Raw genomic sequence first — 11,941 nt, 5'->3', positions numbered from 1 at the left:
CGGCTCTGGGCATGGTGTGGATTGCATCATGGCCGTGGCAAGTCGTGGCAGCATCTCGCGCAAGCGGAATCGACGATTAAAACGATAGGCCGCTTCTCCCAGGTAACGCCTTGCGTATTTGCCTTGCGCGATGGCGTGATACACGCCACTGATGGCGCGTTTGAGATTGCCCAGCACCACGTTGAGCCAACGTGCACCGGCCGTTTCGGTCGCGGCACGACCACCGCCAGTGTCCAGCGTGGTGTGCGCGTGGCCGGCGTCTTCTAGCCGGCGGAAGCAGGCCAGCCCATCGGTGTAGACCTCGCATTCGGGCGCCAAGCGACGGGCAATCCAGTCCTGCAGCGAGGTGTTGTCGAAGCTGCGCACCGGCTCGATCACCACAAAGCGCGGCGCGGTGAAGGTGGCATCGGTCTGCACCGCAATCAGGAACGCTTGTTTGTTCTCCGATCCGCGTCCGGCCTTGCCACCGTTACGCTCGCCGCCGAGATAGGCATCGTCGATCTGCACGAAACCCGCCAGTTTCCGCATGGATTCGCGCTCGGCCATAACCTGCATGATCTTGTGTTTCATCCGCCAGGCCGTCTTGTAGTTGACGCCCAGATGCCGCATCAACTCCAGCGCGGCCATGTTGGTTTTGGTCGAGGTCAGCAGGTGCAACGCCAGCATCCAGGTGCGCAGCGGCAGCTTGGTGCCTTCGAACATCGTGCCTGCAATCAGGCTGGTCTGATGCCGGCACGCGCTGCATTGGTAGTAGATCGCAGCACCCCGCTTGAAACGCGAGCGCACGCGTCCGGCACAAACAGGGCAACGAAAGCCTTGCGGCCAGCGCCACTTGTAAAGCGCGCGATAGCACTTGGCTTCGGTGCCGTAGGACGCGAAGAACTCAGGCATCGACAATCCCGCTTGGAACTGCACGGCATTGATACTCATCACGCCACCTCGTTGGCTTCAGGTGACAGCAGCATCCACCCAGCGCGGCGCAGATCCTGCGACAGGCGGCTGATGGTCAGGGCTAATCAGGNACGGCATTGATACTCATCACGCCACCTCGTTGGCTTCAGGTGACAGCAGCATCCACCCAGCGCGGCGCAGATCCTGCGACAGGCGGCTGATGGTCAGGGCTAATCAGGTGAACTGTTGATCAATTGTGGCAGATCAGGATGGGTTGTTCAGAGCTTCCATAATGATGGAATATTGCTTACAGCTTGTAGAAGCAGCAAAAAGTAAATCGAGATAAGGGTGGCAGCGATTACCGCAGTTGCTCGCGTCATACCCAGGCTATGACGAAGGACGTCGCTCTGTCATGTCGCCAGGCACCGAGGCCTGCAGCAATACATCGTTCAATTGCTCAGCCAGCATATCGAAGCAGAATGCCAACGCATCCAATGGTATGGGAGGCTCATTGCTGCCTGAGGTACTGGACACGCAGCGGGGGCGTGCCAGCGCAGCGAGAAAGCGTAGATGATCGCGCGTCTGCAGCAACCGAAGCTGCGCGTCTTCCGGCAGCAGGTAATACCCGAACAGAGACTGGTCCATGCTCGACTCTCCGGACAGGCTCCCGCCGCACGATGCGGCGGGATGCCGGGAGGTTAGCAACCGCAGACAGACGGCGGGCTTATTTCCCTTGCGGGTGTTGTATTCGCCGCCCTCCCGGCGCGGAGACGCCGAGCGTGTGCCCAAGAATCGGGCACAAAAAACCACCGCTTGACGGGGGTGGCACCGCTGTCTACGGAGTTGCTACGCTCCAGCGCCGAGTGTGCTGCGCAGGCACAGCAGAGTCAAGGCAACGCGATCGTTACGCAAGCGCTTGCACGGTAGGTGCCGCGTTGCGTGCATTCATGCAGAGCAGGGTGCGTGGCTCAGGTGATACGCTTGTCGAATGCAGCATGCTCCTGTCGCGCGGTGTGTGGGTTCCGCGCCGTCGTTCATCACCAAGGTGATGCCGCATCTTCCCCATACGGATAAATCGTCGCGATCTTTCCTTGCTCATCGTGCTGCAGCGGCGTCATCTTGATGCTGCGCAGATGCGTCTGGCCCTGCGACAGGCTGGCATCGTGGTAGAACAGGTACCACTGCCCATCGACGTTGCAGATGGAGTGATGGGTGGTCCAGCCGATCACCGGTGCGAGCAGTACGCCCTGATAGGTGAACGGGCCGTAGGGCGCGTCGCCGGTGGCGTAGCAGATCAGGTGGGTGTCGCCGGTGGAATACGACAGGTAATAGCGGCCGGCGTGGTGGTGGACCCAGGGGCCTTCGAAGAAGCGGCGGGCGTGGTCGTCGGCGCGTAGCGGGGTGCCGTGTTCGTCGAGGATCACTACCTCGCGCGTGGGCTCGGCCAGGTGCAGCATGTCCTGGCGCAGGCGGCCGACGCGCGGGCCGAGCGCCGGCGCCGCGCCTTCGGGTTCCTGGTGGGTCTGCGCATAGCCATTGTCGCGGTAGTGCTGCAGCTGGCCGCCCCAGATGCCGCCGAAGTACAGGTAATGCTCGCCATCGGCATCGGCGAACACCGCCGGGTCGATGGAGTAGCTGCCGGCGATGGGTTCCGGTTCTGCGGTGAACGGACCTTGCGGTCCGTCGCTGACCGCGACGCCAATCTGGAAGATGCCGTCGGCGCGCTTGGCCGGAAAGTACAGATAGGTCTTGCCGTTGCGTTGCGCGGCATCTGGCGCCCACATCTGCCGCTGCGCCCAGGGCACATCGCGCACATGCAGTACTTCGCCCAGGTCTTCGGCCGGCGCGTTGGGATGCGCCATGCGAAACACGTGGTAGTCCTCCATGCCGAAGTGCGAGCCGTCGTCGCTGAAGGCCACGCCGGCATCGATGTCGTGCGAGGGATAGATATACAACGCGCCGTCGAACACATGCGCGGACGGGTCGGCGGTGTAGAGGTGGGTGACCAGCGGTGCGGAAATGGCGGTGCGCGCCAGCGCCTGCAGGGTGGCGGCTTGCAGTTCATCGGACATGCGCGTACCTGTGCATGGGGTGGGAGGTGGGGGGTTAGGGCGATGCGAGGGGTGTGGCCTGACGGCGCACGCCCAGCTCGCGTTCGATGCGGGTTTCCAGTGCCTTGTCGATTTCGTACAGCGCCAACAGCGCGGTGCCGAGCAGGAACGGCAGGGCGGCGTACACGCTGATGGCCAGGCGGATGCCATCTGTTACCGCGGTGCCCTGCCGTGGCTGCGCGGCGTCATAGCCATAGACGGCGAGCAGGCCGGCAACCAGCGCGCCACCGACGCTCAGGCCGATCTTCAGGCCACACAACATCGCCGAGAAGATGATGGCAGTGGCACGGCGGTGGTTCTTCCACTCCGAGTAATCGGCCACATCGGCGATCATCGCCCACAGCAGCGGGATGGTGATGCCGTAGAAAAAGCCGTGCAGCACGTAGGAGGCAAATACCAAGCCAATCGCATCCGGCGGATACACGTAGAACGCGAGCAGGAACAGCGTGGAAACCAGCAGCGCGCCGCCGAAGACGTTGCGCTTGCCGTAGCGATCGGCCAGGCGCTTGGAAAACCCGATGCCCACGATCATCGCCAGGATGCCGCCGGCACTGAACACGCTGAAGGCCGACGTGGGCGCGTCCTGCGGCCACTGCAACGCGGTCATGCCGGCACCGGTGAGCATGCTGTTGATGCCGCCAGTGAAGCGATTGAAGCCTGCGTTGTCGAGAAACTGCGCCAGCGCGCCCGCGTCGAGGTAGTCCTTGAAGTAGTAGATGTACATCCCGCCCTTCATGGCGAGATTGATGAAGACCAGAATCGTCAGTGCCAGCATCACCAGCCACGGCTTGTTGCGCACCAGGTCGGTGAGGTCCTGGCGCACGCTGCTGCGCTGTTCGGTGATCGGCAGCACGCGTTCGCGGGTGGTGAAGAAGGTGATCAGGAAGCACAGCGTGCCGACTGCCGCGAACAGCCCCATGGTGTTGCGAAAGCCTTGCGCCTTGTCGCCATTGCCCAGGATCAACACCAATGGCAGCAACAGCACCTGGATGATGAACTGCGCGAACGTCACCGCCAGGAAGCGATACGCAGACAGGCTGTTACGCTGCTCCATGCTGCTGGTGAGCACGCCGCTCAATGCCGAGTACGGTAGGTTGTTGGCCACATACACCAGCATCAGCAAGGTGTAGGTGGCGAAGGCATAGGTGATTTTGCCGTGCTCGCCAAGCGTCGGCGTGTTGAACGCCGCCAGCGACAGTGCGCCGAACGGCAGTGCCGTCCACAGGATCCATGGGCGGAATTTGCCCCAGCGGGTGCGCGTGCGGTCGGCCAGGATGCCGATGATGGGCGTGAACACAAACGCGCCGAGCAGGCCGACCACAAAGATCAACGTGGCCGCCGCGCTGGCGGGAATCCGGAACACGTCGGTATAGAAGAACGCCAGGAAAGTGACCAACGTCTGGAAGATCAGGTTGGCGGCCAGGTCCCCCAGGCTGTAGCCGATCTTCTCGCGCACGGAGAGCTGCTGTGACCGATCGTTCATGAGGTGAGGCGGGCTCGAAGAGTGCTACGGAAAACGCCGCGGCGCGCGCTACGCCGCTGGCCGTGACCTCGCTGGATCGTGGCCGCAGGCGCAGCGGTTGCAGTGTCCGTTAAAACGTCGTGTGCCGTCTTGCAGGCAGCGTGACCGGCGCAGCGGCGGCGCGATGCACGCGTAGAGTGCGTGCATCGCGACCATCGGCCGCGCATGGCTGCCCACGGCGCCGTCGTGTCGATAGTCACTGTCAGAACGTGCCGCGGATGCCGAGCATGACGGTGCGCCCCGGCTCGTACAGGTCGTAGGTGGCGTTGGGCCACGCATAGGTGGTGCGCAGCGGCTCGTCGGTGATGTTGGTGACGTTGAGGGTGATCTGCGGCTTGGACGGCAGCCAGTCCAGCGCATAGCTGGCCGACAGATCCAGCTGGCCGCGCGCATCGGCATTCAGGCGTGCGTACGGAATGCCGTTCTGGTTGGCCCCGGAGATCACCATGTCGTCGTTCCAGGTGTAGGACAGGCGTACCGAGGCGGCCTTCTTTTCCCAGTACACGGTGCCGTTCCACAGGTTCGGCGCCACACCCACCGCCACCGCCGGCACGCCTTCGCCTTCGGAGGATTGGGCGACATGGGTGTAGTTGACGCTGAAGCCCAGGCCGTCGACCAGCCTGTCCAGCGGCTGCACCCAGATCGCCTCGGTACCGCGGATGTCGAGCACGCCATCGGCGTTGACCTGGGTCTGCACGTCGACTGGGGCCGCGTCCGGCCCACCGCGTTGCTGCAGGCCGGCCTGCTGGATCGGCAGCAGGCTGTCGTAGGGCACACCCAGATCGTTGAAGGGAATGCGCCGCACGCCGTTGACGGTAAAGCCGCTGATGCGCTTGTTGAACAGCGTCAGGCCCACATAGCCTTCCCCGCCGGTATACCACTCGCCGCCGAAGTCGACGTTGGTGGACAGGTAAGGCGCCAGATTCGGATTGCCTTGGGTGGCGGTCTGCGCGGAGGGATCGCTGAAGTTGGTGTTGGGCAACATCGCGCTCGGGTCCGGGCGGGTGAGCGTGCGCGAGCTGGACAGGCGCAGCACCACGTTGTCGGCCACGTCCCAGGCGGCATTGAACGAGGGCAGGGCTTCCTTGTAGTCGGAGTCGAGTACCTGCACGCGGCGGATGCCGTTGATGGTGACCGGGCCGGTGATGGTCTGGTCGGTGGTGACGTAACGTACGCCGGCGTTGAGGCGCAGCGTGCGGTTCCACACCTCGGTTTCCGCGTTGGTTTCGATGTAGAAGCCGAGGTTCTTCTCGCGGATGCCACCGGTCGAGGCGCCGGTATTGGCCGAGTTGGATTCCGGCGCTGCATCGCGCAATGGGTAATAGTTGGTGTCACGCAGGAAGCGATCGAAATCGGCGGTGATGAAGCCATCCGGGCCGGGCCGCAAATAGGTGGCTAGCACCGCGCTAGGTACCGCCGAGCCCGGACCGCCATTGCATACGTTACCGCCACCGCCACGGCAGACCACCTGCTCCCAGGCGATGCTGTTGTCGAAGCCGCGGATGGTGCGCTCGGCCTGATCGTAGGCCGCACCGATCTTGATGTTGCGCTTGTCCTCGCCGAACTGCAGGTCGGCGCGTGCGCCGCGGGTTTCGGTCACGCGTTTTTCGTTCTGGATGTTGACCCGGCCACCTGTCCAGCCCCAACCCAGGTTGGGATCGTTGAGGTCCAGCGGGCTGGTGATCGAGGGGCGGTCGCCGCCTTCGTTGCGATAGTCCACGGTGGTGAACGGCGAGGTGACCAGGATGCTGGGCGACTCGCGGTCCAGCCAGCTGCGCGTGGCATTGGCCTGCACGTTGAGCTTGATGTCCTGCTCGGGGCCGAACAACAACTCTGCACCGGGATTGACGCTCCAGAACTTGACCTCTTCGCGGTATGGGCGCGCTTCCAGAAAGTACTGCGCGTTGGCGAAGGTGGCGCTGGTGACCACGTTGTTCTGGTCCAGCTGCATGCCCAGCGGGATCATGTTGCCGTTGCGGCCGATCAGATTCATGCTGATCCGCTCGGTGGTGCGCTTGGCTTCGGAATACAGCGTGTCCAGGTAGAAGTGCATGCTGTCGGAGGGGCGCCATTCGAGCGACATCACCGACGCATCGCGGTCGCGATCGCCATTCATGTAGACCTGGCGGCCAAGACGCGGAATCAAGGCATCGCTGATCTGGTCGATGCTCAGGCCCGGGTTGCGTGCCAGCAGCCACGCCGCGTCGATGGTTTCGCCGGTGGTCAGGCCGCTGCCGGCAGTGGCAGGGACACGGTCGGGAATGCGCCAGTTGCCGCCGCCGTTGACGTTGCACGCCGCCGGCTGATTGGTGGCCGGCGTGCCTGCGGGCGGGGTGAGCCCGCATTGGGTATAGGTCAGGCCCGGGTTGGTCCAACCCACGCTCTCGAAGCCGCGCACGCCGAGTTTGCTGCGCACCGAGGCCATCCCGAACAACGCGCCGAGGGTGCCTTCCTCATTGGTCCAGCTGCCCATGAAGGCGCCGCGTGGGGTTGTCTTCTCGCTGGTGCTGTTCCAGTCGGCCTGCGCCTGGTAGGTGAAGTGCACGCCGGGGCGATCGAACGGGCGCGCGCTGCGCATGTCCACCACACCGGAGACGCCGCCCTCGAGCATGCTGGCGGTCGGTGTCTTGCTGACGGTGAGCTGGGTGAAGAACTCGGTGGGAAACAGGTTCAGATCGACTTCGCGGTTCTGGTTCTGCGCGTTCAGGCCGATCGAGGCGGTGGCGATGCTGGAGCCGTTGAGCGTGGTCTTGGTGAAGCTGGTGCCCAGGCCGCGGATGGCGATGTTGAGGCCTTCGCCGTTCACGTCGCGCGCCAGCTGCACGCCGGGAATGCGGTTGAGCGACTCGGCGATGTTCATGTCCGGAAACTTGCCGATGTCTTCGGCAAACACGGTGTCGGCGAAACCGACCGAATCGCGCTTGGCATCGGTAGAGAACTGAATGCTGCGTCGGTAGCCGGAGACGGTGACGGTATCGAGCTGGGTCACTGCGTCGTTGCTGCCGGCCGGGTCCGGCGGCGGTGGCGCAGTGGTGGCATCGGTGGACTGGGCCCAGGCGACGCTGCTGGCCATGCCCAGCAGGATGGATCCCAATGCGCAGGACAACGCGGTTCGTGCGTAACTGTTCTTCACCGTAATCCCTTCCCTAACAGGTGAGCAGATGTCCCACGCATCGCCCCGGCGCAGGGAGTGCCGCTGCCGGTAGCGGCGCGGCGATGGTGCGGTGGGGAAGAACGGGCGATCAGTGGCGCTGGATGTTAGCGCTACCAAATTCGTAACATCACGCTGCAGGGCAGCATAGACGCAGCAGCCGGGCAGGATGGTGCGCAAGCCGGGCGTTTTTGACGGTTGGCGAGTGCGTACGGCACGCGGTCGTGTTGCACTGCGCGATGGCTTTCGCCGGGGAGCGTGATAATGATAGCGCTATCACCCGTGGCGCAAGGCCACCCTCGTGCAGGTGCAGCGGTCGATGAAACCCAGCGAAGAACGCGGCAACCACGCGCATGAGCGGCACCGGTGCGGTACGCGCACCGCTGCTGCTGCGATGCCGGTGCAGCAGCTGCGCGGAGCCTGGTCGCCGCGCAGGCCGTGCGCATGAGCGAGGCACCCAAGGCCGTGCCTGTCGCTGCGCCGGCGGGGTTGGGCCGCGTGCGTTGGCGGGTGTGCGCGCTGTTGCTGGCAGCGACCACCATCAACTACGTCGACCGCCAGGTGCTGGGCGTGCTGGCGCCGTTCCTGCAGACCCAGATCGGTTGGAACGAGATCCAGTACGGTTACATCGTCACCGCGTTCCAGGCGGCCTACGCATTGGGGCTGTTGTGCAGCGGCGCGGTGATCGACCGCTTCGGCACCCGCATCGGCTATGCGCTGGCGATCGGGGTGTGGAGCCTGGCGGCGATGGGGCACGCGCTGGCGACCAGCGTGGTAGGCTTTGCGATTGCGCGGTTCTTCCTGGGGCTGGGCGAGTCGGGCAATTTCCCTGCCGCGCTCAAGACGGTGGCCGAATGGTTCCCGCGCCGCGAGCGCGCGCTGGCCACCGGCATCTTCAATTCCGGCTCCAATATCGGGGCCATCGTTGCCCCATTGCTGGTGCCGGTGATCGCCACGATCTGGGGCTGGCAGGCAGCCTTCCTGTTCACCGGCGTCCTCAGCGCCACCTGGTTGTTGGTGTGGTGGGTCAGTTACCACCCGCCCGAGCAACAACCCGGCCTGTCGGCGGCAGAGCTGGCGCATATTCGCAGCGATGCGTACGAGCCGGCGCAACGGCGGCTGTCGTGGCTGCAGGTGCTTGCGCATCGCCAGGCCTGGGCCTTCGTGCTGGGCAAGTTCATCACCGACCCGATCTGGTGGTTCTTCCTGTTCTGGCTGCCGAAGTTCCTGCATGCCGAGTATGGCTTGAGCCTGCTGCAACTGGGTGCGCCATTGATCGTGATCTTCGTGCTGGCCGATGTGGGCAGCATTGCCGGTGGCTGGATCGCCGGGCGGTTCATCGCGCGCGGCTGGAGCGTCAATCGTGCGCGCAAGACCGCCATGCTGATCTGCGCGATCTGCGTGGTGCCGATCGTGTTTGCCGCGCGCGCAGACAATCTGTGGCTGGCGGTGGCACTGATCGGGTTGGCGACCGCCGCGCACCAGGGCTGGTCGGCCAATTTGTTTACGCTGCCGTCGGACATGTTTCCGCGACACGCGGTGGCCACGGTGGTGGGCATCGGCGGATTCGCCGGCGCGGTGGGCGGCATGCTCATCGCCACCTTCATCGGGTTTTTGCTACAGGCGACCGGCAGTTATGTGCCGGTGTTCCTGATGGCCGGCTCTGCGTATCTGCTGGCGTTGGCGCTCGTGCATCATCTGGTGCCGCGGCTGGAGCCGGCGCATCTGCCCGCGACCACCCCGGCGCCGCCATCTTCCTGAGGGACGCATCATGCAGTTGCACACAATGGGGTTGGGCGTGTTGCTCGCCGCAAGCCTTGCATTGGCGGCCCATGCGGCGCCGTTGGCGGGGCGCGCATCCAAGTTTTTGGGCAGTGCCTACAGCGCGCAGCAGGCACCGGAATTTGCGCAGTACTGGAACAAGCTCACCCCGGAAAATGGCGGCAAGTGGGGCACGGTGGAAGCGGTGCGCGACCAGATGGACTGGAGCGCGCTGGATACGGCCTATCGCTTCGCCAAGGCCCGCGGCATACCGTTCCAGATGCATGTGATGGTGTGGGGCAACCAGCAGCCGGAATGGATCAAGACGCTGCCGCCGGCCGAGCAGCGCCGCGAGATCGAGCAGTGGTTTGCCGCCGTGGCGCAACGCTATCCGGACATCGACCTGCTGGAGGTGGTCAATGAACCGCTCAACGACCCGCCCAGCAAGGCCGACACCGGTGGCGGCAACTATCTGCAGGCCCTGGGCGGTACCGGCACCAGCGGGTGGGAATGGGTAGTGCAGTCGTTTCGGTTGGCGCGCCAGCATTTCCCGCACACCAAGCTGATGATCAACGACTACAGCATCACCAACACGCCCAAGGCCACCCAGCGCTATCTGCAGATCGTGCACCTGCTGCAGCGCGAGCACCTGGTGGATGCCATCGGCATCCAGGAGCATGCCTTTGAAACCACCCCCGACGTGGCGATGTCGGTGCACCGCGCCAATCTGGATGCCTTGACGGCCACTGGCCTGCCGATCTACATCACCGAATTCGACCTGGATGGGCCAAGCGATGCGCAACAGCTGGCCGATTACCAGCGCGTGTTTCCGGTGTTCTGGGAGCACCCTGCGGTGCGCGGGATCACCCTGTGGGGGTTTCGTCCCGGCCTGTGGCGCGACAAGGAGGCGGCGTACTTGCTGCGTGGCGACGGCAGCGAGCGGCCGGCGATGCGCTGGTTGCGCGAGTACGTGGCCACCCACCGCGGTACCTCGGCACCATGACGCGGGCGGCCGACAGCGTGTATTTCCCGTCTTTCTCGGTGTTCTGAGCCCATGTCCACACCTGTTCCCCTGACCCTGCACGACGACCGGCTGTTACCCGCCGACCCTGGCACGCGTGCGATTGCGCGCCGTCTGTATGCACGGATCGCCAGGCTGCCGATCGTCAGCCCGCATGGGCACACCGACCCGGCCTGGTTTGCCACCAATGCGGCGTTCGCCAACGCAACAGAACTGCTGCTGGTGCCCGATCACTATGTGTTTCGCATGCTCTACAGCCAGGGCATCGATCTGGATACGCTGGGCATTCCGCGAGCCCATGGCAGCCGCGCAGCGGTGGACCCGCGTGCGGCATGGCGGGCGTTCGCCGAACACTTCGCGCTGTTGCGCGGAACGCCGTCGGCGTTGTGGCTCAACCATGTCTTCCACGAAGTGTTCGATCTGCGCATCCGGCTGGATGCGGCCACCGCCGATCACTACTACGACCACATCACCGCCGCGCTGCAGACGCCCGCATTCGCACCGCGTGCCTTGTTCGAGCGCTTCGCCATCGAGGTGATCGCCACCACCGAGTCGCCGCTGGACAGCCTGCAGCATCACGCCGCCATCGCCGACAGCGGATGGACCGGACGCGTGCTGACCGCCTACCGTCCGGACCCGGTGGTGGACCCGGAGCACGAGCAGTTTGCCGGCGCGCTTCAGCAGTTCGGCGCACTCACCGGCGAGGATGTGCTGACCTGGCCCGGCTATCTGCGCGCGCACCGGCAGCGCCGCGCGTTCTTTGCGGCGCACGGCGCCACCTCCACCGATCATGGGCATCCCAGTGCCGCCACGGCCGACCTGTCGCCGGGGGAGGCGCAGCGCCTGTTCGAGACCGTGGTGCGCGGCGCGGCGACGCCGCAACAGGCCGAGCTGTTCCGCGCGCAGGTGCTGACCGAAATGGCAGGCATGAGCCTGGACGACGGGCTGGTGATGCAGCTGCATCCGGGCTGCTTCCGCAATCACAACCAGCCGCTGTTCCAGCGCTACGGGCGCGACAAGGGTGCCGATATCCCGATGCGCACCGACTATGTGCATGCGCTCAAACCCTTGCTCGATCGCCATGGCAACGACCCGCGGCTGCGCCTGATCGTGTTCACCCTGGACGAAACCAGCTACAGCCGTGAACTGGCACCATTGGCCGGACATTACCCGGCGCTGCTGCTGGGACCGGCCTGGTGGTTCCATGACGCGCCGGAGGGCATGTGGCGGTTCCGCGAGCAGACCCTGGCCAGTGCCGGCTTCTACAACACGGTGGGCTTCAACGACGACACCCGTGCATTCCTGTCGATTCCCGCCCGGCACGATGTCGCGCGACGCGTGGACAGTGCATTCTTGGCCAAGCTGGTGGCCGAGCATCGGCTGGACGAGGACGAGGCTGCGGAAATCGCAGTGGATCTGGCCTACCGCCTGCCCAAGCAGGCCTACAAGCTGTGAGAGTGGGCAGGCGCATCGCGCGCCCAGGC

At 64.7% G+C, this 11,941-nt stretch carries 8 protein-coding genes; 3 read left to right on the top strand and 5 right to left on the bottom strand.

Translation table 11 applies throughout. The features are described from left to right. The 5 genes from XCSCFBP4642_RS0122580 to XCSCFBP4642_RS0122560 form a co-directional block, all read right to left on the bottom strand. Nucleotides 1-930 (bottom strand): IS1595 family transposase (locus tag XCSCFBP4642_RS0122580; protein WP_029221777.1); only part of this gene is annotated, 930 nt, incomplete at its 3' end. Nucleotides 931-1,278: 348 nt separating this feature from the next. Continuing rightward, complete coding sequence (locus XCSCFBP4642_RS0122575; protein WP_029221776.1) at nt 1,279-1,536, bottom strand: XAC0095 family protein; 258 nt, start codon at nt 1,534-1,536, stop codon at nt 1,279-1,281. A 392-nt stretch (nt 1,537-1,928) separates the two neighbouring features. Continuing rightward, nucleotides 1,929-2,963, bottom strand: coding sequence for a glycoside hydrolase family 43 protein (locus XCSCFBP4642_RS0122570; protein WP_029221775.1), 1,035 nt, complete (start codon nt 2,961-2,963; stop codon nt 1,929-1,931). Between the two features lie 34 nt (nt 2,964-2,997). Further along, on the bottom strand, nt 2,998-4,485 hold the full coding sequence (locus tag XCSCFBP4642_RS0122565; protein WP_029221774.1) for an MFS transporter: 1,488 nt from the start codon (nt 4,483-4,485) through the stop codon (nt 2,998-3,000). A 241-nt stretch (nt 4,486-4,726) separates the two neighbouring features. Next, nucleotides 4,727-7,657, bottom strand: coding sequence for a TonB-dependent receptor (locus tag XCSCFBP4642_RS0122560; protein WP_029221773.1), 2,931 nt, complete (start codon nt 7,655-7,657; stop codon nt 4,727-4,729). A gap of 462 nt (nt 7,658-8,119) precedes the next feature. On the opposite strand from XCSCFBP4642_RS0122560, the gene XCSCFBP4642_RS0122555 reads away from it, so the two are divergent. From XCSCFBP4642_RS0122555 to uxaC, 3 genes are read left to right on the top strand one after another with little or no spacing between them, the layout of a single operon-like run. Next, nucleotides 8,120-9,436 carry an MFS transporter gene (locus XCSCFBP4642_RS0122555; protein ID WP_029221772.1) on the top strand — a complete coding sequence of 439 codons (1,317 nt, stop codon included), beginning with the start codon at nt 8,120-8,122 and terminating at the stop codon, nt 9,434-9,436. Between the two features lie 10 nt (nt 9,437-9,446). Beyond that, the gene (locus XCSCFBP4642_RS0122550) at nt 9,447-10,439 is read left to right on the top strand and encodes an endo-1,4-beta-xylanase (protein ID WP_029221771.1); all 993 of its coding nucleotides are present in this window, start codon (nt 9,447-9,449) and stop codon (nt 10,437-10,439) included. A 51-nt stretch (nt 10,440-10,490) separates the two neighbouring features. Then, nucleotides 10,491-11,912, top strand: coding sequence for a glucuronate isomerase (gene uxaC / locus XCSCFBP4642_RS0122545; protein WP_029221770.1), 1,422 nt, complete (start codon nt 10,491-10,493; stop codon nt 11,910-11,912). The last annotated feature ends 29 nt before the right edge of the window (nt 11,913-11,941 follow it).

Origin of the sequence: Xanthomonas cassavae CFBP 4642, assembly GCF_000454545.1 — a bacterium.
GTDB lineage: Bacteria > Pseudomonadota > Gammaproteobacteria > Xanthomonadales > Xanthomonadaceae > Xanthomonas > Xanthomonas cassavae.
The sequence above is the reverse complement of the archived record's forward strand: the minus strand, read 5'-3'. Positions and strand labels throughout refer to the sequence as shown.

Coding starts and splice junctions, on each gene's coding strand:
- XCSCFBP4642_RS0122575 (WP_029221776.1), bottom strand. CDS start 1,536: ATGGACCAGTCTCTGTTCGGGTATTACCTGCTGCCGGAAGACGCGCAG.
- XCSCFBP4642_RS0122570 (WP_029221775.1), bottom strand. CDS start 2,963: ATGTCCGATGAACTGCAAGCCGCCACCCTGCAGGCGCTGGCGCGCACC.
- XCSCFBP4642_RS0122565 (WP_029221774.1), bottom strand. CDS start 4,485: ATGAACGATCGGTCACAGCAGCTCTCCGTGCGCGAGAAGATCGGCTAC.
- XCSCFBP4642_RS0122555 (WP_029221772.1), top strand. CDS start 8,120: ATGAGCGAGGCACCCAAGGCCGTGCCTGTCGCTGCGCCGGCGGGGTTG.
- XCSCFBP4642_RS0122550 (WP_029221771.1), top strand. CDS start 9,447: ATGCAGTTGCACACAATGGGGTTGGGCGTGTTGCTCGCCGCAAGCCTT.
- uxaC (WP_029221770.1), top strand. CDS start 10,491: ATGTCCACACCTGTTCCCCTGACCCTGCACGACGACCGGCTGTTACCC.